Here is a 25,103-nt window from a genome sequence, read left to right on the forward strand (position 1 = left end):
GATGGATTAGAGGGTCAGCCGGGCAACGGATGCACCGAAATCCGGAGCGTTTCCCAGTTCAAAGCCTTGGGCGAGGGAAACGAATTTCACGAAGTAGCCGCGGATGGTTTTGTTGGCCACTTTCGCCCCTGCAGTCCAACCGACGCTTGCGAACTGGTAACCCGTAACGTGGAAGGCCGCGAAACCCTTGACGTAGTACTTACCGCTCGAGCCCGTGCCTGTAGCCAGGTCATATAGGGGCAGGAGTACCGTTTGGTTGTTCATTTGATTGAAGTCGGACTGGCTACAGTTGTAGGGGACGCTTGCTCCCGTGTCGCTGGAGAACCAGATCCCCGCGTCGTTGGATGCCCCTGCAGTTGCAGTAATGGCACACTTCGCTGAGGTGGTTTGAATCCAGCCAAAACCCCCTGGGATACCTCCGCATCCATTGACGGACTGCGCTAAGACCTGTTCAGTTCCCGCCGTCGATCCTGCGAGAAGATCAAGTTTGCAGTAAGCGATCGCGAGCGGCAGGATGACGGGTCCCTTAGTTGGGGTTCCCCATGTGGCAGAAGACGTTGCCATTACCTTCTCGCTGTTGATCCCCAGCACACGTGCGAAGGAGAGGGAGACCGAGTCCTGCGGTGCGCCATCTTGTTTTGCCGATGTCACCACACTCACAGTTCGCGCTGCCTTGTCGAGCTGAACGGAGTAAACGTTACTTTTCCCGTCCAGTGCATTCTGGTTTGCCAGGCTGGCCGCCAGCGCTGACATCGTCGAGCACGCCGGATCGGTTGTGTCGACGCCACACTTCTGCGCTATGGCTAGTGCGGATGCATCTGCGCCGCTTTGCAGTTGCGCGCGTTCGGAGTAGATCAAACCTACGTCGACGGAGACGGCCACAAAGCCAAGAAGTGTGACCAGGAGTATGGCGACGATGACGCTGACAGCCCCATTTTCGCCGCTCGTGGTTGTGGCGGTCGGCTTATCCGTTAGCCGCCGCACAGCATGACTCCCTTGCCTGTCATGGCAAATGGCCCTGCGATTCCGGTGATCGTGGAGAGTGTGTATTTGACGGTCACTGTTACCTGAGTGCCTGTGCTGCACGTGGTTGGGCTTACGGTGACCGCGGATGAGGGAATTGTTGAGCTGACCGATGCGGCTGCGCTCTGAACTGCAGTTGCGGCTGCCGACGGATTATTATTGATGGCCATAACGCGCACGCCGTCGCGCGCTGCATTGGTCAAGGTGATCTGAGCGTTGTAGGCCCGGCCGAATTCGATGGTGCCCAGGACCAACATCAAAAGGAGGGGCAGCAGGATCGCGAATTCGACAGCGGCCGCGCCGCGTTCCGAGTCGCCTTTCACCTGCTGCACCTCCTTTCGAATTGTTTCCGTACTGCCGATCAACGCTGTCTCTTTGACGGCTTGGGCGCCCGGTGTGCAGCTTTTACGGCGAAGGAACTGCGGTGGTTGCGGGGTGAGCAATGTCACTCGTGACAGTCGTAAACATTGTCTGGAGCTGACCACCAAGGGTGCTGACGGCGACGATGATGACGACGGCGATCAGGGCGACCATGATGCCGTATTCGACGGCAGTCGCGCCCTTCTCTTCGCTGCGAAGGCGGATCACGAGGTTGGTGTAGAGAGAAAGCATTTTGACTCCTGAGCGAGACGGATCGGCTGGCCCTGCACCAGCACTGAATCGAAGTTAGCAACGCTTGATACGACATTGATGCGATCTTGCAACATCCTGCGCAAAGCTTTTATATGTTGTGCGCGTCCTGCGTTTTTGCTGGGCTTATGGTGGGTGGGCGGTGGGACTCCAGGGGTACAGCAACACAAAACGGACCCCCTCGGTTCTGGGTGCCGAGGGGGTCCGGTCTATGGGCGCGGCAGCGCTGTTTGGGTGGTGGGATCAGGGGATTCCCAGAGCCGAGCTCAACGTCGTCGCCAGGTTCTGGTAGTGGAGGTTCAGGGCCTGCCCAAAAACGGTGACTCCGATAACCAGGGCCATGGCAAGGAAGGCGACCAATATCCCGTACTCGGTGGCCGTCGCTCCGCGTTGGTCTGTTATCAAGGCACGCAGCGTTGCCGCTTGCCGGCTCAGAGCATCATAGATCCGGTTCAACTCGTCCAACTCCTAGGAAAAGACGGCCATGATCTGAAGAACTGCGGGCCCGAGCAAAATGATGAACAGCGTCGGGAGGATGAAGAAAATCAGCGGGAAGAGCATCTTCACCGGCATCTTCATCGCGTGCTCTTCGGCCAGCTGCCGGCGTTTGATGCGCATGTCCTTTGCCTGTGCCTTCAACACGCCGGCAATGGCAATGCCGTAGGTATCGGCCTGGACCACGGCCCGGACGAACGTCCGCACTGCGGGAACATCAACTCGTTCCGAGAGAGCCAGGTACGCCTCCTTGCGTGAGCGCCCCACCTGAATGTCTTGAAGAGTCCGGATAAGTTCATCGGCTAGTGGGCCTCTGCCATTCTCTCCGGCACGCCCCATGGCGGTTTCAAATCCGAGCCCGGCTTGTACCGAAATCAGCATCTGGTCCAAGGCATTGGGAAGCTCCAACCTGATTGCTTCCCTGCGCTTTTGGGCAAAGTTCCGGAGAAGGATGTCGGGCAGGAAGTATGCCAGCGCGACAATCACAAAAGCAATAAAGAACCTCCCCGCCGAGGGTGAACCCATGAAGACCAGAAGTCCCAGGAGTGCGCCGCCGAAGGCGAGCATGGGCTTGACCATGAGGATCCGGGAGAGCGGCCATTGCTTTGGCCGTCCCGCGCCCGACAATTGCTTGTCAAGCCAGGCCTCGTAACCGCGAGGTGTTATCCGCTTGGACAGATTCGAGAATTGCTGGGTGATGTTGAGCGACTGCGACGCTTGTGCGGAACGGCCGCCCAGGTTGGCTTTGATGCGCCGCAAACCGGTCCGGTCGCCTGTGAAGGACAACCAAACCATGCCCGAAATCGGAACGACGATGGCCAATATTGCTGCTAATGCGATGGGTTGCATGTCGTCGCTCCTAATACTTCGGTTTGATGATGCGGCTGAGCCAGAGGCCGCCAACTGATAGGAGGATGATCGCGGCGCCCAACATCGCGAATCCGATGAATGTGGTGGTGAAAACGCGGGAGTACGTTGGGTTGAAGAGCACAAGGCCGATGAACATCAGGATCGGAAGGGCCATGAGGACAAGTGCCGAGATCCGCCCTTCAGCGCTGAGGGCTCTGACCTGTCCTTTAACCTGGTTCCGGTCGCGGATAGTCTCACCCACATGGTCCAGGACTTCCGCCAGGTCGCCACCAACTTCACGGTGGATCTCAATCGCTTGTGCTATCCAGTAGAAGTCCTCGCTCGCAGTCCTGCGGGACACGTCCGCCATCGATTCACCCAGGTCGCGGCCGATCCTGGTTTCGTTGACAATTCGGGTGAGCTCTGCAGCCATCGGTCCATCATTTTCCTGCGCGGCTGCGTCGATGGCCCTCAGGAGGCTATGCCCGGCCCGAAGACCGCCGGAGAACATTTGCAGTGTGTCGGGAACCTGGGCGTCGAAAGCCTTTCGACGCCGGGCAATGAGGAAGTTGAGCCCCAAGTAGAGGAGAAACGGCGTAGCCAGGAAAGCAAGGACGCTCATGCCCAGGCCGCCGAGGAGGAACGCCGCAACGGTTGTCACCAGGGTGACCGTTCCGGCAATCAGGAGATAATCCCCGGGCTCCTTGTTGAGACCCGCCTGCTCCAGCTTCTCGCGGTTGAAGATCGACGTGGGGCGTTTCTTGAGGCCACGGTTCAAGGCGCCCACGGCCTGATTCGTCAGTCGGGTGAGGCTTGAGGATTGCTGGGCAATCTCCGGGCGTCGCCTGGACAGAGGGACGCCCGGACGTCCCTTCCAGACGAATACGAACAGCAGGGCGAGTGACGTGTAGACCAGAAACAGGCCCGTCATGAAGAGGGCGACTGGAACGGAAGGCGTCATGGCTATCTACCTCTGCCCATTTCAGCGCCGAAGATGTGCGGTGAAACCCGGATGCCAAGGTCGGCGAACCGGTCGGTGAACCGTGGCCGAACGCCGGTTGGCACCGGCTTGCCGAGGAACCTTCCGTTCGCGTCAACTCCCGCAGCAAAATCAAAGATGAACGCATCCTGAAGGGTGACGATATCGCCCTCCATACCCTGCACTTCGGTGATGTGCGTTACGCGCCGGGTTCCGTCACGCAGCCTTGAGATGTGAACAATGAGGTTCACAGCAGAGGCGACCTGCTCCCGGACTGCTCGGAGTGGAAGATCCATCCCGGCCATCAATACCAGCGTCTCAAGGCGGGCTATGGCATCGCGGGGCGAATTGGCGTGGACTGTGGAGAGCGAGCCGTCGTGGCCGGTGTTCATGGCTTGCAGCATGTCAAGGCATTCGCCGCCGCGCACTTCGCCGACCACTATGCGATCGGGCCGCATGCGGAGCGAGTTTCGCACGAGGTCGCGAATGGCAATCTCGCCTTTTCCTTCAATGTTCGCCGGCCGGCTTTCCAGCCTCACCACGTGGTCCTGCTGGAGCTGGAGTTCCACCGCGTCCTCAATCGTGACGATGCGGTCCGATGGGGGAATGAAGGAAGACAACGCATTGAGAAGCGTCGTCTTGCCGGTTCCTGTGCCGCCGGAAACGATGATGTTCATTCTGGCCAGGACGCACGCTTGAAGCAATTCGGCCATCTCGGGGGAGAGGCTGCCGAAGGCAATGAGCTTCTGGACAGTCAGGGCGTCACCGCCGAACTTTCGGATCGTCAGCGCGGGGCCGTTGACAGCAAGCGGGGGGATTATGGCATTAACGCGCGATCCATCTGCGAGACGTGCATCCACGAGAGGAGAGGACTCATCGATGCGGCGACCAACCTTCGAAACGATACGCTCGATCACCCTCCTCAGGGCGTCGTCGGAGGCGAACTTGGTGTCCGTCAACATCAACTTGCCGGCCCGTTCCACATAAACCTGGTCGAAACGGTTGACCATCACTTCCGTGACGGACGGATCGTCCAAGAATCGCTGGATCGGACCATGGCCAAGAACGTCATCAATAATTTCGCGGATAAGACGTTGGCGCTCGGACGAACTCAGAGGGACTTGTTCCTCGTCGACGACGACCTTCAGCTCGTCCTTGACGAATTGGTGGAGCTCGCTCTCTTCGAGGGAAGAATCAGTGATGCGGGCACCAAGCCGCTCGTAGAGGGCCGCACTGGCGCGCTCCTTGAGTGCGCTCAAAGCCCCGCTCGCCGCAGCCGCAGTGGGGCTCAGCTCGATGACTTCGGCCGCTTGCGCTGTTTCGGCGGTCTTGACGTCATGGATGCGGCCCAACGTGGCTGGTTCAGCAACGTCCTTGGCCAGCACAAACGGATCATGCTTTTCTTCGACGACTGCCAAGCTCGGCTCGGTGCCGCGTGCCTTTTCAAGCCTGCGTGAGAGGTTCACTGGACTACCGCCCTTCTGTGCAACTTCTTGTGGGGTCTTGCTTCCCAATTGGGTTCAAACCGCTTCACCAGTTGCCGAAGACCCTTTTGCGCGGGATCCCGGCTGCCGTCCTGCAGGAGCGGAATCCCCTTGTTGGTTGAGAACGGAAGGGTCCGCGAGCGGGGGAGCACCACGTCTACCGGGGCCCCGATGGTGGCTTCAACATCCTGGAGCGTCAGGCCGCTGCGGCGGTCTGCCATGTTGAGCACTACGTGCCGGACTTCAGGCAAGAGGTTCAGTTCCGAGAGAATCTGGTTTCCGGAACGAAGGCCCCGGATGCTCGGAACATCCATGCCGCAGATCCAAACAGCGTCCGAAGCCAGGTCAAGCGTTGCCAACACATGTTCACCGAGGCCCGGCGCCGTATCCACGACGACGTACTGGAACTCCTGCCGCAGCTGTGTAAGCAGGTGGCTAACGTTTTCTCCCGTGATCCGGTCCATTTCCACCGGATTCTTTGGGGCACACAAGGCATAGATGCCGGCAGGGTGAACGGTCAAATACGTCTTGAGAACCATGGAGTCCTGGCTCGCGGCACCGACAACGGCGTCCGTGATGGTGTGGTCTGGTTCGAGCATCAGACCGCTGGCGACGTCTCCAAACTGCAGATCCAGGTCCACGATGACCACGCCCATTGGGGCGATCTTTCCCAGCCCGACGGCAAGATTCGTAGCCACGGTGGTCTTACCTACCCCTCCCTTAGGGGAGATGACGGCGATAATTCGACCCCCCGCCGCGTGCTCATGATGCTCGGAGCTGCTGGGGGACAGTCCGCGCCGCCGACCGGCTGAGGAAAGGCTTGCCCGCTCGACGATGATGCGGATGTGGTCCACTTCCGCGGCCGGATCCAGGAGATCCCGGATGCCGGCCCGCATGGCCTGGATAGCCACTTCGGAAGATTCGTCGGTCACCAGGATCATGCTGATCTCCGGATACTGCAGATCCATCACAGCGGCGAACTTTAGTGTCTCGTCAGCCGGGAGCCCGGGTCCCAGGATAAAGACTTCAGGAGCCTCACCGAGGAGCTGCGTCAAAACTTCTTCGGGACCCTGAGGAAGATAGTCAGCCTGGAAGTATTGAAGGGTTCCCGGCATAGCTGCAGTAGCCAGACGAACTTTGCGCTCGAATTCTGCGTTTGGCGTGATCAAGACAAAACGGCTCATCGGAATACCTTCGTCTTGTCCACAACACCCGCGGTGCCTTCCGTAGCCCCGGTTGGCTCTTTCGACATGTAGATCTTGCCGAATTCTGCTGCGTAAACCAGGCGTTCGGCGTCAACTGAGTTCCTGGCCACTGTGATCAAGTAGGTCCCGTCGCTTTGTGCGTTGCTCCCGGAGCTGAGGGATCCGTCCGACTTTTGGGTCGAAGACTGCTGGGCCGGGCTGCCGTTACTCAACTGGGTGGCGGTGACAAGTACTTTGTGGAACGTCAACTGGGTGCCTGCGGACTGCGTCGCCGTCTGTCCTGCCGCGTTCGTGGATGAATCGGTGAGGGAGATGAAGATGCCCACGGTGTCGCCGGCTGAGATCTTTCCGCCAACAACGCGTTCGATGGGGAGCTTGAGGGAGATCTCCTGCATTCCATCAGGGACGGCGACTCGCGACGGTCCAAGGAACGATTCCTTCTCAACCAGGCGGCTCGACAGCAGTTGTTCCCCGGGAACCAGCGCAACGGCCGTGACCTTCGACCCAAGGGAGCTCAGATCGGTCACGCTGTCAGCGGTGAGCGTTGACTTGGGGAGTGCCTTCTTAGCGACCGATCCACCCAAATCGCTGACGGCTGTCCCCGCTGGAACGGCGGACTGAACCACAAATACTTCTGATGTCTCAGTTCCGGCCATGGCACGGGCATCCGCGCTCTGTACGTATGTAATAAGAAGGACTGTGCCGGTTATCGCGATGACTAGCGCGGCGATGCCTCCCAGTAGGCGTGCTTTCACTTTCTTCCCCTTAGTTGTTGCTTTACTTGGTCAGCCCGATGACGATGACGTTGCCATTGGGTGTGATGGAACCTCCGGTAAAGAGATTGGGGTCGGCGGAGTATCCGACGAACGTGCCGTAAAGGCCCTTCTGGCTCCCGGTGAAAACGTTGGTTGGGTCATATTTGGCCTGACCAGTAAAGTTCCATGCTTGGAGCTTGAACCCGGCCCACTTTTCGATGTAGTACTGAACGCTCGAGCCGTTGCATGAGCCGAATTGGGCTGCGGGCATTCCTGCGCAGGTGTATTTATAGACGGGAAGGGCCACGGTGGAATTGGCGAGAGAAGGATTCAGGGCCGGATTGAACAGGTCGATGCAGCCGTTCGGAACTGCAGCTCCGGCGCTCGTCATACTCCACTGCCCAACTTCGGCGGTAACCTTGCAGCCCGTGCTGCTGTCGGGCGCCAGCCAGGCGAACCCACCCGGAATGATCTGATTCGATGGATTAAGACCATTGCAATCCTGGGCGCCTCCGCCGCCACCTTGAGTGAGGATCTTGTGGGGCAGGCCATCGTCTGTGAATTCGCAGGTGGCGAAGGTCAGTGGAAGGATGGAAATACCTTTAGTGGGGTACTTCCATTTCGCCGTTGCGGTAGCGCCTACCGTCACAGGTGGAGCGTTGAGGGCGCTGGCGAACATCTTGGTAAGGAAGCCGGCGTTTGTGGTGCCATCCTTGGTAGAGGTGGTCACGGAGACCTGTCCCGCGACTGAAAGATCAACTGACTGAACTGTCGACTTTGAGTCCAGGGAATTGCTATCGGCCAGGGACGAGGCGAGGGCAACAGCGCTGGCTTGGGAGCAGCCTGAGGCTGCGCAGAGGTCCACCGCAGCTAGAGCCCCTGCATCTGCGGCATTTTGCAGCTGGGCTCGTTCCGCGTATATCTGGCCTGTGTCCACAGCGAGGGCGCCAGCACCTAACAGCACCAGCATCATCACAGCAACAAGGACGCCGGCGGCACCCCTCTCAGCAGCTTCGCGATTCAGATTCATCCGCCGCATCGCATGGCTCCTACTCCGGTCAATCCGACTGACGGTCCAAACAGGCCTGTCATCGTTGGCGCGCTGTAGGTAATCGTGACCTTCATCGTGGTGTCCGGTGTGCATGCCGGCGGCGAGAACGTATAGCTGAACGGGCCTGGGATGCCTGGAGCGCCGGCGACTGCTGCGGCCTTCGCATCCGTTTGACTGTTCTTGACTGCCATGGTCCTGGCGGCCTCGCGGGCGGCCTGTGTCACTGAGATCTGGGCGTTATAGGCATTTGCGAATTCGACGATGCCTACGACGACGGACAGAAGGATGGGAGCCACCAGTGCGAACTCCACAGCCACGGCACCACGGCTCTTGTGTTCCGTGCTTTCTTTGCGGATCTTCTTCAACGGATCCCCCGAGATTGTTTGCGATTTCGGATGTGCCACAACGGATGCGGCACATCCGAAAATTGGGGTGGCTACCAGGTGCCGACTGTCGAGCCCAGGCTGGAGAACCAGGTGTTCAGCGCCGTGCCGAAAGCAGTGACACCGATGATGATGAGGAGTGCAATGAACGCCACGAGGAGCGAGTACTCTGTCGCGGTTGCACCCTTTTCCGAGGAGATGCGCTCCTTGCAGCCCACGACTAAGGCGAGCACGGAGACCATGAATGAAGTCATTTTTGTCCCTAATTTCTTGTTGGCACGGTCGCTGATGCGCCGGCTGATCGCCCCAAGCGATCGCTGACTGGCAGCTTGAACAGGTTCATCGCTGCCACGAAGTGCGCCGCGCCTGCTGGACGGCAAGGACGCGGCGCACTCGAGGGGCTGCGACTTACCAGGTGCCTACCCGGGATCCCAGGCTGGAGAACCAGGTGTTAAGGGCACCGCCGAAGGCGGTAACGCCGACGATGATGAGAAGGGCGATGAAGGCCACAAGCAGCGAGTACTCAGTTGCGGTCGCGCCCTTTTCCGAGGAGAAACGATCCTTGACGCCGGCAACGAATGCCATCATCGAGACCATGAGAGAAGTCATTGTATTGTCCTTAATTCGGTGAAATTGAAGTGATTTGTATTTCAACGAATTTCCAGCTGCCCCCATAAATCCTTAGCGGCTGGACTTCGCTAAGAAGAGATTGTCATTTCGGCGGGAGGGCAACAATGCGTAGTGGTACTCGTCTTTTCCGGGGCAGCCTTGGGGTACGTACTCGAATATTCGGAAAGGTACCTAGGATGCGATCCGGAGGTTCGTCCGACTACTTGGATGGTTACACTTGGTGACGTGTGCGAGGCGCTGGATGAGGGTTTTTCCAGCTATTGAATGAGCAGTGCAGTGAGGGCAAGGGCGCCTAGCATGGCGGGGCCGTGTGGCACTTCCTTGGCGACATTCCGGCGTTTTCCGCCCACGAGCACAGCCGTGGTGACGCCGTTGACGATGAAACCCAAGAGGCCGCCGTAAAGCAATTGGCTCCAACCCAAGTACCCCAAGTAAAGGCCGACGGGCGCCGCCAGCTTAACATCGCCCATGCCGATGCCACCGGGAGAAATTAGCGCCAAAATGAGGTAAATGGCGAACAGTATGACGGCACCAGCGAGTGCGCGGACAAAGTCATCAGCCTGCTGACTAATTATCAAAGGTGCTGCCAATAAGAGAATGCCGGTGATTAGCAGAATGAACACGAGCTGGTTGGGCAATAAATGCAAGGCAATGTCCACCCTCGCAAGCTGAACGCCAACCACGGCAAGGAGTACCAATGCCGGCAGGGACGCCGAATTACTAAAGCGCACGGCGAACGCGACGCAGGCGGCGCCGGTGACGGCCGCCGTCGTCATCCGAATGCGCGGCGACGGAAGGCCTCCCAGTCGCGGCAGGAGCCGGGCAATGAGGATCTCAGCCGCAGGGGAGAGTAAGCACCCCAGGAGGCCCATGGCGGCGATTGTAAGCCAAGCGGCGTGGCCGCCGCCGAATGCTGATACCACTTTGCCCCCTGCGTCTGTCCGGCCGGCGCATGACAAACGGCCTCCGGCTACCCCATTTTGACCCTGAACCACCTGACGCGCTAATCTTGGTAGTCGTTGTGCGTGTCCTATTCCGATGGTGCGTGCCCGCTTGAGAATCCGGTTGCAGGATAACTACTCAACGAGCACATTCGGAACCTCAGGATGACTGGTTACATGGAGCCCTCACCTCTGTTCCGGTAGCGCGCAGACAGTAGGTGCGCGAGCTAGCGACACCTAAACAAGAACGCCAGAACAAGAACGAGGCAAACACCGTGCGTACGTACACCCCGAAGCCCGGCGATATCAACCGCCAGTGGCACGTCATTGACGCCACCGACGTTGTCCTTGGTCGTCTTGCAAGCCAGACCGCAATCCTGCTGCGCGGCAAGCACAAGGCCACTTTCGCGTCCCACATGGACATGGGCGACTTCGTCATCATCATCAACGCTGAAAAGGTTGCCCTTACCGGCGCCAAGCTGGAGCAGAAGCGCGCATACCGCCACTCCGGTTACCCGGGCGGCCTGACCTCCGTCAACTACGCGGAACTGCTGGAAAGCAACCCGGTCCGCGCCGTTGAGAAGGCCATCAAGGGCATGCTCCCCAAGAACTCCCTCGCTGCACAGCAGCTGGGCAAGCTGAAGGTGTACCGCGGTGCTGAGCACCCGCACGCCGCCCAGCAGCCCAAGACTTTCGAAATCACCCAGGTCGCCCAGTAGTCCTGGCCACCAAACAACTTATCTATACAAGGAGAATCGTGGCTCAGAACGAAGAGACCACCGAGGCCGTCGAGGCCGAGGAAAACCTGACCAGCTACACCTCTGAGAGCTCAGCTGCTGAAGCTGCTCCCAAGAAGGAACGCCCGGCCCTGACCGTTGCCGGCGCAGCCGTTGGCCGCCGTAAGGAAGCTGTTGCACGCGTCCGCGTTGTGCCCGGCTCCGGCAAGTGGACCATCAACGGCCGCGAGCTGGCGAACTACTTCCCCAACAAGCTCCACCAGCAGGACGTCAACGAGCCCTTCAAGATCCTTGATCTGGAAGGCGCCTACGACGTCATCGCCCGCATCCACGGTGGCGGCATCTCCGGCCAGGCCGGCGCCCTGCGCCTCGGCATCGCCCGTTCGCTGAACGAGATCGACGTCGAGAACAACCGTCCGACCCTGAAGAAGGCCGGTTACCTGTCCCGCGACGCCCGTGTCATCGAGCGTAAGAAGGCCGGTCTCAAGAAGGCCCGTAAGGCTCAGCAGTACTCCAAGCGCTAAACCCGCTTGCACAGAAGCCCGTCCCGCTGTTCAGCGGGGCGGGCTTTTGCGTGCCGGGCATACTCACTGAGAATTCGTCGGATAAACATCCGATAGCTATTAACGGAGTGACTGTAGTGGTTCTGTCCCTTGTGCTCACTCGATCCGTCTTGATAGGTCGTAGATGGCTTGGCCACCTGCCATCTCGAGCTCGAAATGCCCTTTCACCCAGTCAGAAATTCCACTAACAGTGCTGGTCTTAGACTGTGTTGCCAGGAACTCGTCTTGGGGCAGGAAGTAACAAATCTTCCCGTTCTCGACCTGGTCCTTGAAGGCCTGAAGGGTGGGTGACGGGTCGGATCCCGCAAATCCACCTAGCGGCATGACTGGCCGCCCAGCCTCAAGTTGGAGTCGTGCGGCTGTCTGTGAGGCTGTGGTCGCAGCCGCCCAAAGACACGCTTTTGACGCTGTTAGTTTGTCGAGAATTGCAGTGTTTGGCATTTGGCCAAAAGCAACGTCGTACGCCCACTCGGGGTCTCCATGCTTCATATCATCCAGAAAGCGGTTGATACTGGCCCGGCTCTTGGACAGCTGTCCGGAAACGGGGTTGGAACCGTTCTGCGGGAGTGTTGTATTGAGAGTCGATGTGAGGAGGGGACCCGCCAGCATGGTGGCAACGGCTACGCTAGCCGCGCCCACCTCAAGCCAGCGGACCGGGGGCCGCACAACCGCCAACGCTGCCCCCAGAGCCCCTAGAAGCATTATCGCGTTGACGAGCCACTCCGGCCAGCCAACCACGCTGCTCAGGATGAGCCAAGTGCACACCGCGGTAGCCAAAATGACGACCGCTGCTACCACTCTGACAACTAGCAGCCGGTGGTGCTGCACGTAGATTGCGCTGGCAACCCCGAGGGTAAGGGCCAGCGGCGCGGAGAGCGCCTCCGTGTAATAGGTGTGGATCTGGTTTCCCATAAAGCTCAGGACCAGATAAGTACCAAGGAACCACGTCACGGCCATGAAGGCCAGCGCTCTTGCCCCACGTTTGGGTGGCAGCAACCGCCACCCGAGAACTATCAATGGTATGCCGATGATCGCAGCGGGGAGCATCCACCCGATTTCCTGGCCATAGTTCGCATTAAGGAGCCGCGTAAGCCCTGCGTCCGAATCCACCTGCCTGAACTGTTCCGGTATCAGGTTTGCGACTGAAGCATCCTCGGTCCCAACTATCCGGTCCAACCCGTTGTAGGCCAAGGTCAACTCCAATACGCTGTTGGAATGTGAGCCTCCCACGTAAGGCCGCATGTCAGCAGGTATCAGGTCTACCACCGTCATCCACAAGCCGCCGGTAAAGAGCATTACGGCGCCTGAAATGGCGGCATTCTTCAATCGCCTGTACCAGGTCGAGTTGCCCCAGAACAGATAGGCAACGCTGACGCTTGGCAGCACGAGGAGCCCTTGAAGCTGTTTGGTCATGAACGCCAAGCCCACTGCTATCCCGGTGAGAATGAGATATCTCAGTCGGTTGGATTCAATCGCATGCTGCACGGCGTACACCGATACAAGCATCAGGAGAAGCATAAGGGGGTCCGGGTTGTTATACCGAGACATTAGGGTCACAATTGGCGTCGTGAAGAATACGGCGGCAGCAAAAAGTGCCGATATTGCGGGGAAATTTTTACGAACGATAACGTAAATTAGCAATGTTGATGCAATGCCCATAATTGCCTGAGGCGCCAAAATTCCTATAGGAGTAAATCCGAGCACGTTCGTGGAAATCTCCATGACCCACAGACTAAGTGGCGGCTTGTCCACGGTAATGGAATTACCCCAGTCCGAGGAGCCAAAAAATGCGGAAGCCACGCTCTTCGTACCCGACTGTACTGCTGCGCTGTAGAAATAGTTAGCCCAACCGTTGATCCCCAGGTTCCAGAAGTAAAGAATGCTGTTCAGGACCAAAACGATCAGCAAGGCGGGCCTCTCCCACACTGGATCTTGGGGCCGCCCCCTGACCAGAGCACGAAGAAACCGTGTGGCCGACGCTTTATAGTCAGCCCCGAAGGTTGTAGATAGTGACGCCGTCAACGTTCTCCCCCTTGAAGTTCGACTGAACCCACTCCGTGATGGCGGCGGCGTCCCGGCCGAGTGGGATACCGTCAACGATGGTTTGCTGCCCGATGAAATAGGCGATGCGCTTACTCGACACCAAGGATTTGAACTGGTCAAGGGTGGGAGCGGGGTCGGTGCCGAGCCAACCACCTAAGGCGATAACCGGGCGCTGCGACGACAACTGATATTGCGCTGCGTTCTGGGCTGTGTAGGTGGCCGCGGCCCATTCAGACTCCCTGGCGTTTTGCAGAAGCTCGGTCACCTCCGGCGATGGTTCTGCACCGAATCCGAGTTGTCGGGCAAGAGGCGGATCTCCCCGGCGTGCGGCGTCAAGGTGCGCTGAGAGTGTTCCGGGATTGTTGCTCACAGGCCCGGACAAGGGGTTTGTCCCAAAATGGGATGTGGAAAGAGTGATCGTGTCAGTTGCCACGGGCCCCAATGTCAACACAATCACGATGAGTACCTGCGTGATTCGGAGCTGATTCCTGGATGCAGCCAAAAGCCATCCTGCCGCCGCCAGAAGCGTTATCGAAATTGCGATGACTGGCCAGCTGCCCCAGCCGTCACTGTACTCAAAAATCCGAGTCGCAACGTAGCCTGTTCCCAACAACATGACAACTCCCAGCGCACGTGGGATTAGACGGCCACGGAGTGTCCACAACAGGGCGACGCCCATCGGGACGACCAACGCTATCGGGGCGGCAAGCGAAAATACGTAGTACGTATGTGTCATAGTTCCCATGAAGCTCAAAACCACGTAGGCGGTCGCGAGCCAGGTTACAGAGATCGTCATTAGCCCGGTCTTTGACTTCGAAACGTGGCCCGGCCGTCGCCACAACATCACCAAGGCGAGCGCACACGTCAGAGCAGTAAACAGTAGCCATGCCCCCTCCGGGGCAAAGTTTGCGTTGAACAGCCGGCTGAGACCGCCGTCGTAGGAACTTACTGAGAGGTCTTCCGAGGTCGGGGCTGCGCCCGTCGCAGGATTGGTGCTGAAACGCAGGAATCTTGCCAGTCCGTTGTAGTCGATAGTTAGTTCGAGCATGCTGTTTGCAGCAGAACCCCCGATATACGGCCTGCTTCCCGCAGGGATGATGTCGACCAAGATGAGCCACCAGCCGCCGCTGACCATGAGCGCACCGAGCGAACCCGTGAGCCGCCACATCCGTGATCCGATTGTCCCCGTGCCACAGAGAACAATCGCCAGGACAAATGCTGGAATTGGCATGAAGGCTTGGATTTGCTTCGCCATGAATCCAAACCCCAGAGTGGTACCTGCCAGAAGAAACCATGTCCAGCGGTTGCTTTCGACAGCGCGGATGACAAAATACGTGGCGGCGACTGTCAGCAAGCCCATGAGGGGTTCTGGATTGTTGTACCGGGACATAAGTACGACGACCGGGGTGGTCGCATAAATGAAGCCGCCCAGCAGCGCCGGCGCGGCCGAATGGTTTCGGCGGATGATCTTGTAGATAAGCCATGTTGTGGCGATGCCCATCAGGGCTTGCGGAACTAGAAGAGACCAGGAATTGAGGCCGAAAAGGCGAACCGACAACGCCATGATCCAGATGCTGAGCGGCGGCTTGTCGACAGTGATGAGGTTCCCCGAATCGAGGGAGCCGAAGAAGAAGGCCTTCCAGTCTTGGGACCCGGCCAGGGCTGCCGCGGAATAGTAAGGATTGGCCCATCCATTGCGGTCCAGAGCCCACAGGAACGACGCGGCGGTTGCTGCCAGGAGCCCCACCAAGGCGATGTGTTCCCACCTTGCGTTGTACCGGGCAATCGGGCCAGCGGGGGCAAGGACCTGGTTTGCCTCTTTGACGCTCAACGGACTGACTGTCCAACAGGTCGGTAGGTGAGAAAGGTCGGACGTCCGTCACTCCGGCGAACCCTAAACACCCAGAGTCGAAGAAGCACGAACCGCAGCAAGGTGGCGAGAACGTTGGCGGCGGTCAGTACCAGGAGTTCGGTGCTTGGAGCCGAGTCGAGATTCACCATGTGCAGGACCATGAGTGTCGAGGACGTTATAGCCCAAGCCAGGAGAAAGACGACCAGGCCCTGGAATTGTTGGGTAAACAGTTTCGTCGGACCGCTAATGCCAAAAGTGAACCGCCTGTTAGCGGCAGTGTTTCCAACGGCCGTCAGCAGAAGGGCGAGGAAATTGGCCGGCTGTGCGCCGAACGGTCCTTGGAGAACCAGATACAACAACGCGAATGCGATCGTTGAAATAACGCCCACGAGCCCAAAACGGACGACCTGGCCGAAAAAGCTGGGCCGGCCCGGTGGGACTATGGGCCCGCGGCCGAGTTCCGCATAGATTGCCTGGACGGGAATCGAACCTTTGACCAGGGAGCCAGCCACGCGAACCATCCCGCGAAGATCGTCCAGGGCCGTTTGTTTAATGTTGACCCGGCTGTCGGGGTCATCAATCCAATCAACCGGAATTTCGTGGATCCGCAGCCCTGAGCGTTCAGCGATGATCAACAATTCAGTATCGAAGAACCAGCCATTGTCCTCCACGTGCGGAAGCAATCGCTTGGCGACGTCGGCCCGTATCGCTTTGAATCCACACTGTGCATCGGAGAACCGGACCTGCATCGTGCGTCGTAGAAGAAAGTTATAGGAGCGGGAGATGAATTCACGCTTCGGGCCCCGGCTAACGCGTGAGCTCTGGCCCAGTCTCGTACCGATGGAAATGTCCGAATGCCCGGACAGCAGTGGGGCCACAAGCGGCGGCAGTGCGGCGAGATCCGTAGACAGGTCCACGTCCAAGTAGGCCAAGACCTTTGCCTCCGAAGCGCTCCAAGCATCGCGAAGCGCGAACCCACGCCCTTTGACCTCGAGGCGGCGATACTCGACATTGGGCAGCTGCTCGCTGAGTCGGGCAGCAATCACCGGAGTCCTGTCGGTGCTCGCATTGTCGGCAATGGTTATCTTCCATGTCGACGGCATTTCCTGTGAGAGATATTCGGAGAGTCTTGAGATGCTGTGTTCGAGTACGGCTTCCTCATTGAAAACCGGTACTACAATTTCGAGCGCCAAGCCCCCATAGCTAGGTGTCATGCATCAGAGATTAGGGCTGGCCAGCGCCGGCCGCGAGGCCTTTTGGCAAAGACACGTACCGGACAATGGAATCGAGTAGTGTACCTGGCCCGACGTACTTTGAAGCAGGTAGTGACTACTGGGGACCTCCGACCGCCGCATCACTACTGTCGGAGCGCATGGGGGATGAAAAGGCGAATCGCGGGTCAACCCGCTACGGCGCACTTGACGGGCTAAGGGGGCTGGCCGCCGCAGTCGTGGTCATTCACCATTGCTTCCTGGTCTCCCCGAGCCTCTCCCTTGCCGTGTCCGGTGTAGACGCGGGACAAGTTGAACCGTGGGTGTGGTGGATTACTTTCACGCCCCTGCATTTGCTTTGGGCGGGCACCGAGGCAGTTTATGTATTCTTCATTCTTTCCGGCTTCGTTCTCACGCTCCCCTCCGCGGGAGGATCACAGCCAACGTGGCTGGCTTACTATGCGAAGCGATTTTTCCGGATCTACCTTCCCGTCTGGGCGTCTTTGGCCATTGCGTTGCTTATGGTGTGGATCGTCCCGCGTACGGGGAGTCCGGACTTTAGTGCATGGCTGCTCATCCACGATGAGTCTCCGAACGTGTTTGCGGACGGTGTCCTTATTGGTGGCGCAGACTCTCTCAATTCACCGCTTTGGTCGCTGCAGTGGGAAGTGTTGTTCTCCTTAACGCTCCCGATTTATGTGGTTTTGGCGCTTCGGATTCGAAACGCTTGGCTGCCGTGCCTTCTCACGCTTTTTTCGTTGATCGCTGTGGGAACGGTCATGTATCTGCCGGCGATCGTTTACATGTCCATGTTTGGCATCGGTGTACTCCTCGCAGTGCGGAGGGACTCACTGGAACAATTCGGACGCGCTCTGAGTCGAGTCAAATGGATTGGTCTCATTGCTTCCTCATTGCTGCTGCTCTCGTCGCGGTGGCTGTTTCCGCAACTTTCCACGGTGATATGCATGGCTTGCATCGGTGGCGCACTATTGGTGTTCGCGTTCATTGCCTGCCCTCCAATAGCCAAAGCAGGTAACCACCGAATTCTGCTATGGCTTGGCAGCAGATCCTTCAGCTTGTATCTCGTCCACGAGCCGATCGTTGTATCGATCGGGTTCGTCTCCCATGTCACGAACCCGGTGCTCCTTACCGCCATTGCCATACCGCCCTCCTTGGCTGCGACTGAAATATTCTTTCGGTTTGCCGAACGGCCAGCCCTTCGGGTTGCTGGATACGTCGGCCGTTTCGTGGACACCAAGATTCGCCGATCGCCGCAACTCTTGACGGCCCGGCCGTAGTCAGATCGCAGCTCTTGGAAAAGCCTGGCCGCAAAGCCCCACGCCCCATCCTCTACACTTGACCGGTGTCTAGATTATTTGGAACTGATGGTGTTCGGGGGTTGGCCAACGGCTTGCTGACAGCTGAGCTGGCCCTGCAGCTGGCCCAGGCGGCCGCCGTCGTGCTCGGCCATGACCGCAACTCCAACGGCTCCCGCCCACGCGCGGTGCTGGCACGTGACCCGCGCGCCAGCGGCGAATTTATCGCCGCCGCAGTGGAAGCCGGCCTCTCCAGCTCCGGCATCGACGTCTATGACGCCGGTGTGCTGCCCACTCCCGCGGCGGCCTACCTTGTGGCAGACCTGGACGCGGACTTCGGCGTGATGATTTCCGCGTCCCACAACCCGGCGCCGGACAACGGCATCAAGTTCTTCGCCCGCGGCGGCCAGAAGCTGCCGGACGACGTCGAGGACGCCATTGAAGCCCAGATGAGCAAGGAAGCCGTCCGGCCCACGGGGGCGGACGTGGGCCGCATCCAGCGTTTCGCCGACGCCGAGGACCGCTACATCGTCCACCTCCTGCGCACGCTGCCGCACCGACTGGACGGCCTCACAGTAGTCCTGGACTGCGCCAACGGTGCCGCCAGCGGCTGCTCACCCCAGCTCTTCAAGGACGCGGGCGCCCGCCTCATCGTCATCGGCGCCGATCCCGACGGGCTGAACATCAACGACGGCGTGGGCTCCACGCACCTTGGCCCCCTCAAGGAGGCCGTCATCAAGCATGGCGCCGACCTGGGGATCGCCCACGACGGCGACGCCGACCGCTGCCTGGCCGTTGACCACGAAGGCAACGAGGTGGACGGCGACCAGATCATGGCTATCCTCGCCGTGGCCCTCAAGAAGGCAGGGAAGCTTAAAGACGACGTGCTGGTAGCCACCGTGATGAGCAACCTGGGACTCAAGCTCGCCCTCCGCGACGCAGGCATCACCATCATGGAAACTGCAGTGGGGGACCGCTACGTCCTCGAAGGCATGCGCGACGGCGGGTACAACCTCGGCGGCGAACAATCGGGCCACGTGATCTTCTCCGACCACGCCACCACCGGCGATGGACTCCTAACCGGTCTGCAGTTGGCTGCACAGGTGGCCCTCACGGGGAAGCCGCTCAAGGAACTGGCCACTGTGATGACCAAGCTCCCGCAGGTCCTCATCAACGTCAAGGGCGTGGACCGGAGCAAAGTGGGCAGCAATGACGTGCTGGCCCAGGCCGTGGGGGCAGCGGAGGCAGCGCTGGGTGACACCGGCCGTGTCCTCCTCCGGCCCTCGGGAACTGAGCCTGTGGTCCGGGTGATGGTGGAAGCCGCCGACGAGGAAACCGCCCAATCAATCGCCGAGCACCTGGCCCAAGTGGTCCGGGCAGAGCTCGCACTGGAGCTGACCTCAAGCTAGAAGTGAAAAGAAATGTGGCCCGCCACCTGCAAAGGAAGCGGGCCACATTCGGTTGGATGGACCTACAATGCGGGGTCCCTGGGACCAGCCGCATGTGTCAGAAGAGGCCGGGAACGAAGCGCTTACTTCGCAGCTTGTATGCTGCATATTCGGGCAAGTTCTCCTCCAGAAGCAGTTCCTCCTGTATCGCCCGGTAGGCCTGAATTGCCGCAAGTGTCAAAAGGATCGCCGTTTTCAACAACGTAGGACTGAAACACACTGCGCCGATCAGAGTCACCATCTCTCCGACATAAAGTGGGTTGCGGATCAGCCGATAGGGGCCGTGCTGTACGAGCGTTCGCACCTGCGGCTCCACGCCAAAGCTCCTACCGAGCGTGACCAGGGACCAAACGGTGAAGGCCATTCCCAGAACCATGAGCCCCACCGCAAACGAAGCGAATCCCTGAGGTACTTCCGAGTCACCAGCGAATACGAACAGGAAAGACAGGAAGCTCCCGACATAGGCAGCGACCGTGGGCATAATCCGTCCGCTCCGGGCACTTGCAGGCTTCCTGGTGAGAAGGAAAAAGACCAGCAGGATATAAAAAACGGTTAGCAGCACCTGGTAGGTAAGGTGCAACACGGTGTCAAGGACAGAAGCCGAAGCACCATTCGCGCCCGTAATTATGGCGGAGATCGACCATAACAACAACAGCGTCATGACCGGAACCATAATCACCCGTTCAACGTCGATAGAGCTTAGCTGCTGGCGAAGATTCATCGAAATGCCTTCCAAAGAGTTGCACCGGGCCAACGCTCCGCGGTCACTATTCCGCGGCTTCGTCGGTTGAGCTGCCGTGCAATGAGCCTAATAGGCCTCAGGGAAATTATTAGCGCGAGACTTGCTTACGGACGAAACGTAGTTTGACGCGGGAGCACTCTTAGGCCTTATATGCGAAACTTCCGTGTGGATCAGCCGACAGAGATTGGGTCGCCGAGCACCGGGCACAGGTGGTCCGGGCGGAGCTCGCACTGGAACTTGTCGCCGACTGACCTGCACGAGCCCGCAACGAAAAGTGGCCCGCCTCCCATCAGGGAAGCGGGCCACAAATGTTCAGGCGGCGTTTGGGCGTTACGGGTTCCGGCTCTGGAGGGAATCGCGGATTTCGGTCAGCAGGGCGATCTGCGGGTCTTCCGCAGCTTCTTCCTTGACATCCTTGTTGATGCCGAGCCGGCGGTTGCGCCGCTCGATCATGTGGTTCATCGGCATAACCACCACGAAATAGATGGCGGCGGCAATCAGCAGGAAGTTGACGATAGCGGTCAGCAGCACCCCGAATTCCATGGCGTTGCCGTTGAAGTCCACCTTGGCGAAGCTGTCAAAGTTCGGAGATCCCACTAGCCCTGCGATAAACGGCATGAGCACCTTGTTCACGAGCGCAGTGACAACCGCGCCGAAGGCAGTACCCATGACAACAGCGACGGCAAGGTCAACGACGTTGCCTTTCATGATGAAATTCTTGAATCCTGTCAGCATGGGACTCACGCTAGCCCACACGGCCACGGCAGTGAATGACGCGCCGGTAAATTCTTCCCACGTGTCCGGAACCGGGGGACGGGCATCCGACGTTCAGGAATAGCCGGGCGCCGCCTCCAGGCCGAAGTATTCCTCCAGCGTTCCGATCCCGCGTTTCGCCATGTCCGTGGCCGCTTCAACCCCCACGAACCGGAGGTGCCACGGCTCGTAGTAGTAGCCCGTGATGGGGTGCAGCATCCAGGGATACCTCACCACAAAACCGAACCGGTTGGCGTTCGCTTTCGCCCAGACGGCCGCCGGCTGGTCCGCGAAGCACGGCTGGAAGCTGCAGGCCCCGCCCCCGTCCCCGATGTCGAAGGCCCATCCCGTCTGGTGCTCCGAGTGGCCGGGCCGCGCACTGGCCGTATCGGCGTCGGCTTGCCCCCGCGCGGCGACGTACCCGTTGTAGGTGGTCACCTGCGTGCTGTACGAGCGGTAGCCGCTCGCCAGGACCATTGCCACGCCGTCCCGCGCGGCGGCTGCGAACATCGCCTCGGCCGCTGCCGCCGTCGTGCTGTTCAGCAGGCCCGCTTCACCCGAGGCGGAAATGGCGACGGCGGGCCGCACCAGATCGGCCGGCGCGTAGTCCGCGGGCGCCAGCGGCCGGTGCTTATTGACGATGACCCACTGGCTCGCCGGATTATCCAGCGAGAACTGCCGTGCCAACGCAGCGGACGGCGACGGCGTGGGGGACTGTGTTTCCGGCGACTGGCCCACCGGGGCCGCGTCCGCCGTCGGCGCCGCCGATGCTGTGGAGGCAACGGGGGAGGGTGACGCGGCGGGGGTAACAGCGGACGACGACGGCGCCGCCGGAGTAGCCTTCGGCGAGCAGGCTGCCAGGACCGTCAGCCCGGCCCCCGCAGCGAGGAAGCGGGCAAAGCTGCGGCGGGTGGCCGATCCACATTGGTAGCACACGTGTGCTATACCTTCCGAAGGAGCATGCGGCGGATGGAATGGTCTGCCTCTTTGGTCAGCACCAGCTGTGCCCGGCCCCTGGTGGGCAGGACGTTTTCCTCCAGGTTGGGCTCATTGATCCGCTTCCAGATGTCCCGCGCGGTGTTCTCGGCTTCCTCGTCGGAGAGTGTGGCGTAACGGTGGAAGTAGGACTCCGGCTGCGCGAACGCCGTGCTCCGCAGTTTCCGGAACCGGTCCACGTACCACTCTTCGATGTAGGAGGTCTTGGCATCGACATAGATGGAGAAATCGAAAAAGTCGCTCAGCGCCAGCCCTTGGCGTCCGTCCTGCCGCGGCCGGGCAGGGGCCAGCACGTTCAGGCCCTCCACGATCAGCACATCCGGCCGTCGCACCACGACTTCCTTTTCCGGCACGATGTCGTAGGTGACGTGGGAGTACCAGGGGGCCCGCACCTCCTCGGCGCCGCCCTTGATTTCGCTCACGAAGCGCAGGAGCGCCCGGCGGTCGTAGGATTCGGGGAACCCTTTCCGGTCCAGCAGTTGCCGGCGCTTGAGCTCAGCCAGGGGATACAGGAAGCCGTCGGTGGTGATCAGTTCCACGTTGGGGGTGCCCGGCCAGCGGCGCAGCATCTCGCGCAGCACGCGGGCGATGGTGGACTTGCCGACGGCCACGGAACCGGCCACCCCGATCACGAACGGGGTGCGTTGGGTCTGCTCACCCAGGAAGGTGGTGGTGGCGGCATGCAGCTGCCCGGCTGCCTCCACGTAAAGGTGCAGGAGCCGTGAGAGCGGAAGGTAAACGTCCCGGACCTCGTTGATGTCCAAGGGGTCACCAAGCCCGCGAAGGCGCAGCACATCCTCTTCATTAAGGGGCTGTTCCATCTGGGCTGCGAGCCGGGACCAGGTATGCCGGTCCAGCTCCACGAACGGCGAGGCACCCTCCCCGTTCGCTTCATTGCGTTGCGAAGTCACGCTAAAGATTCTGCCCCGCGCCCGGCCCATCGCGAAATGACGCCCCTGCTCAGCGCGGCTGCGCCCGTCATGGAGGCCCCGCCGGAAGCCGCGCGGGGGCGCCATCCGGTTTAGAGCAACAGGGGCCCTGCCGATAGTCTTGTGCCTATGTGTGGAATCGTGGGATACGTAGGCCGTCCGGTTGACGGTGCAATTGACGGTCACAGTGCCCTGGACGTTGTCCTTGAGGGGCTGCGCCGCCTGGAGTACCGCGGTTATGACTCTGCCGGTGTGGCAGTGGTGTCCCAGGGCGCCATCGAGTCGCGGAAAAAGTCCGGGAAGCTGAGCAATCTGATCGGTGAGCTGGAGGCCCGGCCGCTGCCTGAAGCAGTGACCGGCATCGGACACACCCGCTGGGCCACGCACGGCGGCCCGACGGACCGCAACGCGCACCCGCACCTGGCCGACGGCGGCAAGCTCGCTGTGATCCACAACGGCATTATTGAAAACTTCGCCGAGCTCAAGCTCGAGTTGCTTGAAAAGGGCGTCACCTTCCTCTCCGAAACGGACACCGAAGTTGCTGCCGCCCTGCTGGCCGACATCCTGCGCAACAAGCTGGGCGGCGACCCGGCGAACGGCGGGCTGACCCATGCCATGGAGCTGGCCTGCCAGCGCCTCGAGGGCGCCTTCACCCTGCTGGCCGTCCACGCGGACCAGCCCGACGTCGTCGTGGCCGCCCGCCGCAACTCACCGCTGGTGGTGGGCCTGGGCGATGGCGAGAACTTCCTGGGCTCGGACGTGTCCGGGTTCATCGATTACACCCGCCGGGCGGTGGAGCTGGGCCAGGACCAGATCGTCACCATCACCGCAGACACGGTAGAAATCACGGACTTCTACGGGAACCCTGCCCAGGGCAAGGAATACCACGTGGACTGGGACCCGGCCTCGGCCGAAAAGGGCGGCTTCTCCTCGTTCATGGAGAAGGAAATCCATGACCAGCCGGACGCCGTGGCGCAGACACTGCTGGGCCGCTCGGACATCAAGGGCAAACTGACCCTGGACGAGCTGCGGATCGATCCCCAGCTGCTGAAGCAGGTCAACAAGATCATCGTGCTGGCCTGCGGCACCGCCGCGTACGCCGGCATGGTGGCCAAGTACGCCATCGAAAACTGGTGCCGAATCCCCACGGAAGTGGAGCTGGCACACGAATTCCGCTATCGCGACCCGATCCTGGACGAGAACACCCTGGTGGTGTCCATCAGCCAGTCCGGCGAGACCATGGACACCCTGATGGCGGTGCGCTACGCCCGTGAACAGGGCGCCAAGACCATCTCCATCTGCAACACCAACGGCTCCACCATCCCGCGTGAGTCCGACGCGGTCCTGTACACGCACGCCGGCCCGGAGATCGCGGTGGCCTCCACCAAGGCGTTCCTTGCGCAGATCACCGCGGCCTACCTGCTGGGTCTGTACCTGGCGCAGCTGCGCGGCAACATCTTCTCCGGCCAAATCAAAGACGTCCTGGCGGACCTGAACAAGATTCCTGCGAAGATCCAGACCATCCTCGACAACGCCGGGCCGCTCCGCGAGCTGGCCCGCAGCATGGCCACCGAGAAGTCGGTGCTCTTCCTGGGCCGCCACGTGGGCTACCCCGTGGCCCTGGAAGGCGCGTTGAAGCTCAAGGAGATCGCCTACATCCATGCCGAGGGCTTTGCCGCCGGCGAGCTCAAGCACGGCCCCATCGCCCTGATCGACGAAGGCCAGCCGGTGTTCGTGGTGGTCCCGTCCCCGCGCGGACGTGACTCGCTGCACGCCAAGGTGGTCTCCAACATCCAGGAAGTCCGTGCCCGCGGCGCCCGCACCCTGGTCATCGCCGAGGAAGGCGACGAAGCCGTCAAGGCCTACGCCGAGTACGTCTTCTATGTCCCCGAAACGCCCACCCTGCTCATGCCCCTGCTGACCACCGTTCCGCTGCAGATCTTCGCCGCGGAACTGGCAGCCGCCAAGGGCTACGACGTGGACCAGCCCCGCAACCTGGCCAAGAGCGTTACCGTCGAATAACCGGCACACTGCAGGACAGCTGAAGCCCCGGGCCGTACGGCCTGGGGCTTCTGCGTTAACGCCCGG

At 60.3% G+C, this 25,103-nt stretch carries 26 protein-coding genes; 5 read left to right on the forward strand and 21 right to left on the reverse strand.

All coding sequences use genetic code 11. From position 1 onward, the window contains the following. Positions 1 to 6: 6 nt before the first annotated feature. The 14 genes from QRN53_RS16820 to QRN53_RS16885 all read right to left on the reverse strand — a co-directional run bounded on the left by QRN53_RS16820 (position 7) and on the right by QRN53_RS16885 (position 10,407). A complete protein-coding gene (locus tag QRN53_RS16820; protein ID WP_285244957.1) occupies positions 7 to 984 on the reverse strand; it encodes a TadE/TadG family type IV pilus assembly protein in 978 nt (325 codons plus the stop codon). Further along, positions 972 to 1,346 carry a TadE/TadG family type IV pilus assembly protein gene (locus QRN53_RS16825; RefSeq protein WP_285245002.1) on the reverse strand — a complete coding sequence of 125 codons (375 nt, stop codon included), beginning with the start codon at positions 1,344 to 1,346 and terminating at the stop codon, positions 972 to 974. The genes QRN53_RS16820 and QRN53_RS16825 overlap by 13 nt, the downstream gene beginning before the upstream one ends. An 82-nt stretch (positions 1,347 to 1,428) precedes the next feature. After that, positions 1,429 to 1,635 (reverse strand): Flp family type IVb pilin, encoded by a 207-nt coding sequence (locus tag QRN53_RS16830; protein WP_285244958.1) that lies wholly within the window; start codon positions 1,633 to 1,635, stop codon positions 1,429 to 1,431. Between the two features lie 261 nt (positions 1,636 to 1,896). Next, positions 1,897 to 2,058, reverse strand: a complete 162-nt coding sequence (locus QRN53_RS16835) for a Flp family type IVb pilin (RefSeq protein WP_285244959.1) — start codon at positions 2,056 to 2,058, stop codon at positions 1,897 to 1,899. A 63-nt stretch (positions 2,059 to 2,121) separates the two neighbouring features. Then, positions 2,122 to 2,997 (reverse strand): type II secretion system F family protein, encoded by an 876-nt coding sequence (locus QRN53_RS16840; protein ID WP_285244960.1) that lies wholly within the window; start codon positions 2,995 to 2,997, stop codon positions 2,122 to 2,124. Between the two features lie 10 nt (positions 2,998 to 3,007). Then, positions 3,008 to 3,958 (reverse strand): type II secretion system F family protein, encoded by a 951-nt coding sequence (locus QRN53_RS16845; RefSeq protein ID WP_285244961.1) that lies wholly within the window; start codon positions 3,956 to 3,958, stop codon positions 3,008 to 3,010. Positions 3,959 to 3,960: 2 nt separating this feature from the next. Continuing rightward, positions 3,961 to 5,442 (reverse strand): TadA family conjugal transfer-associated ATPase, encoded by a 1,482-nt coding sequence (locus tag QRN53_RS16850; protein WP_285244962.1) that lies wholly within the window; start codon positions 5,440 to 5,442, stop codon positions 3,961 to 3,963. Next, positions 5,439 to 6,644, reverse strand: coding sequence for a CpaE/TadZ family protein (locus tag QRN53_RS16855; protein WP_285244963.1), 1,206 nt, complete (start codon positions 6,642 to 6,644; stop codon positions 5,439 to 5,441). Before QRN53_RS16855 ends, QRN53_RS16850 begins: the two co-directional genes overlap by 4 nt. After that, entirely contained in the window at positions 6,641 to 7,192 is a 552-nt protein-coding gene (locus QRN53_RS16860; protein ID WP_285244964.1) for an RcpC/CpaB family pilus assembly protein, read from the reverse strand. The genes QRN53_RS16855 and QRN53_RS16860 overlap by 4 nt, the downstream gene beginning before the upstream one ends. A 250-nt stretch (positions 7,193 to 7,442) precedes the next feature. Next, positions 7,443 to 8,450, reverse strand: a complete 1,008-nt coding sequence (locus tag QRN53_RS16865) for a pilus assembly protein TadG-related protein (RefSeq protein WP_285244965.1) — start codon at positions 8,448 to 8,450, stop codon at positions 7,443 to 7,445. After that, complete coding sequence (locus QRN53_RS16870; protein ID WP_285244966.1) at positions 8,447 to 8,875, reverse strand: TadE family protein; 429 nt, start codon at positions 8,873 to 8,875, stop codon at positions 8,447 to 8,449. Before QRN53_RS16870 ends, QRN53_RS16865 begins: the two co-directional genes overlap by 4 nt. Positions 8,876 to 8,907: 32 nt before the next feature. Continuing rightward, positions 8,908 to 9,108, reverse strand: coding sequence for a Flp family type IVb pilin (locus tag QRN53_RS16875; RefSeq protein WP_285244967.1), 201 nt, complete (start codon positions 9,106 to 9,108; stop codon positions 8,908 to 8,910). A 154-nt stretch (positions 9,109 to 9,262) separates the two neighbouring features. Continuing rightward, positions 9,263 to 9,463 carry a Flp family type IVb pilin gene (locus tag QRN53_RS16880; RefSeq protein WP_109044378.1) on the reverse strand — a complete coding sequence of 67 codons (201 nt, stop codon included), beginning with the start codon at positions 9,461 to 9,463 and terminating at the stop codon, positions 9,263 to 9,265. Between the two features lie 278 nt (positions 9,464 to 9,741). Further along, positions 9,742 to 10,407 carry a prepilin peptidase gene (locus tag QRN53_RS16885; RefSeq protein WP_285244968.1) on the reverse strand — a complete coding sequence of 222 codons (666 nt, stop codon included), beginning with the start codon at positions 10,405 to 10,407 and terminating at the stop codon, positions 9,742 to 9,744. A gap of 293 nt (positions 10,408 to 10,700) precedes the next feature. Between QRN53_RS16885 and rplM the strand changes: the two genes are divergently transcribed. Together rplM and rpsI are read left to right on the forward strand one after the other, a co-directional pair. Continuing rightward, positions 10,701 to 11,144 carry a 50S ribosomal protein L13 gene (gene rplM, locus QRN53_RS16890; RefSeq protein WP_015937805.1) on the forward strand — a complete coding sequence of 148 codons (444 nt, stop codon included), beginning with the start codon at positions 10,701 to 10,703 and terminating at the stop codon, positions 11,142 to 11,144. Between the two features lie 38 nt (positions 11,145 to 11,182). Next, complete coding sequence (gene rpsI, locus QRN53_RS16895; protein WP_175316342.1) at positions 11,183 to 11,686, forward strand: 30S ribosomal protein S9; 504 nt, start codon at positions 11,183 to 11,185, stop codon at positions 11,684 to 11,686. 135 nt (positions 11,687 to 11,821) lie between these two features. Here rpsI and QRN53_RS16900 read toward each other — a convergent pair whose 3' ends face one another. The 3 genes from QRN53_RS16900 to QRN53_RS16910 all read right to left on the reverse strand — a co-directional run bounded on the left by QRN53_RS16900 (position 11,822) and on the right by QRN53_RS16910 (position 16,834). Continuing rightward, positions 11,822 to 13,651, reverse strand: coding sequence for an ArnT family glycosyltransferase (locus QRN53_RS16900; protein WP_350224182.1), 1,830 nt, complete (start codon positions 13,649 to 13,651; stop codon positions 11,822 to 11,824). Positions 13,652 to 13,712: 61 nt separating this feature from the next. After that, positions 13,713 to 15,599 (reverse strand): glycosyltransferase family 39 protein, encoded by a 1,887-nt coding sequence (locus QRN53_RS16905; protein WP_285244969.1) that lies wholly within the window; start codon positions 15,597 to 15,599, stop codon positions 13,713 to 13,715. Then, complete coding sequence (locus tag QRN53_RS16910; protein ID WP_285244970.1) at positions 15,596 to 16,834, reverse strand: bifunctional glycosyltransferase family 2/GtrA family protein; 1,239 nt, start codon at positions 16,832 to 16,834, stop codon at positions 15,596 to 15,598. The genes QRN53_RS16905 and QRN53_RS16910 overlap by 4 nt, the downstream gene beginning before the upstream one ends. 158 nt (positions 16,835 to 16,992) lie before the next feature. On the opposite strand from QRN53_RS16910, the gene QRN53_RS16915 reads away from it, so the two are divergent. Both QRN53_RS16915 and glmM read left to right on the forward strand, forming a co-directional pair. Beyond that, positions 16,993 to 18,129 carry an acyltransferase family protein gene (locus tag QRN53_RS16915; RefSeq protein ID WP_285244971.1) on the forward strand — a complete coding sequence of 379 codons (1,137 nt, stop codon included), beginning with the start codon at positions 16,993 to 16,995 and terminating at the stop codon, positions 18,127 to 18,129. Positions 18,130 to 18,194: 65 nt separating this feature from the next. Beyond that, on the forward strand, positions 18,195 to 19,556 hold the full coding sequence (glmM, locus tag QRN53_RS16920; RefSeq protein WP_285244972.1) for a phosphoglucosamine mutase: 1,362 nt from the start codon (positions 18,195 to 18,197) through the stop codon (positions 19,554 to 19,556). 97 nt (positions 19,557 to 19,653) lie between these two features. On the opposite strand, the gene QRN53_RS16925 is transcribed toward glmM, so the two are convergent. The 4 genes from QRN53_RS16925 to coaA form a co-directional block, all read right to left on the reverse strand. Next, positions 19,654 to 20,316 (reverse strand): methyltransferase family protein, encoded by a 663-nt coding sequence (locus QRN53_RS16925; RefSeq protein WP_285244973.1) that lies wholly within the window; start codon positions 20,314 to 20,316, stop codon positions 19,654 to 19,656. 351 nt (positions 20,317 to 20,667) lie between these two features. Continuing rightward, on the reverse strand, positions 20,668 to 21,072 hold the full coding sequence (gene mscL, locus QRN53_RS16930) for a large conductance mechanosensitive channel protein MscL (protein ID WP_285244974.1): 405 nt from the start codon (positions 21,070 to 21,072) through the stop codon (positions 20,668 to 20,670). Between the two features lie 93 nt (positions 21,073 to 21,165). Continuing rightward, positions 21,166 to 22,026 (reverse strand): M15 family metallopeptidase, encoded by an 861-nt coding sequence (locus QRN53_RS16935; RefSeq protein ID WP_285244975.1) that lies wholly within the window; start codon positions 22,024 to 22,026, stop codon positions 21,166 to 21,168. A 5-nt stretch (positions 22,027 to 22,031) separates the two neighbouring features. Further along, entirely contained in the window at positions 22,032 to 23,027 is a 996-nt protein-coding gene (coaA, locus tag QRN53_RS16940; protein ID WP_285245004.1) for a type I pantothenate kinase, read from the reverse strand. A gap of 117 nt (positions 23,028 to 23,144) precedes the next feature. On the opposite strand from coaA, the gene glmS reads away from it, so the two are divergent. Beyond that, positions 23,145 to 25,037, forward strand: coding sequence for a glutamine--fructose-6-phosphate transaminase (isomerizing) (gene glmS, locus QRN53_RS16945; RefSeq protein WP_285244976.1), 1,893 nt, complete (start codon positions 23,145 to 23,147; stop codon positions 25,035 to 25,037). Positions 25,038 to 25,103 lie beyond the last annotated feature (66 nt).

Origin of the sequence: Pseudarthrobacter sp. fls2-241-R2A-127 (assembly GCF_030209355.1) — a bacterium.
Classification (GTDB): domain Bacteria; phylum Actinomycetota; class Actinomycetes; order Actinomycetales; family Micrococcaceae; genus Arthrobacter.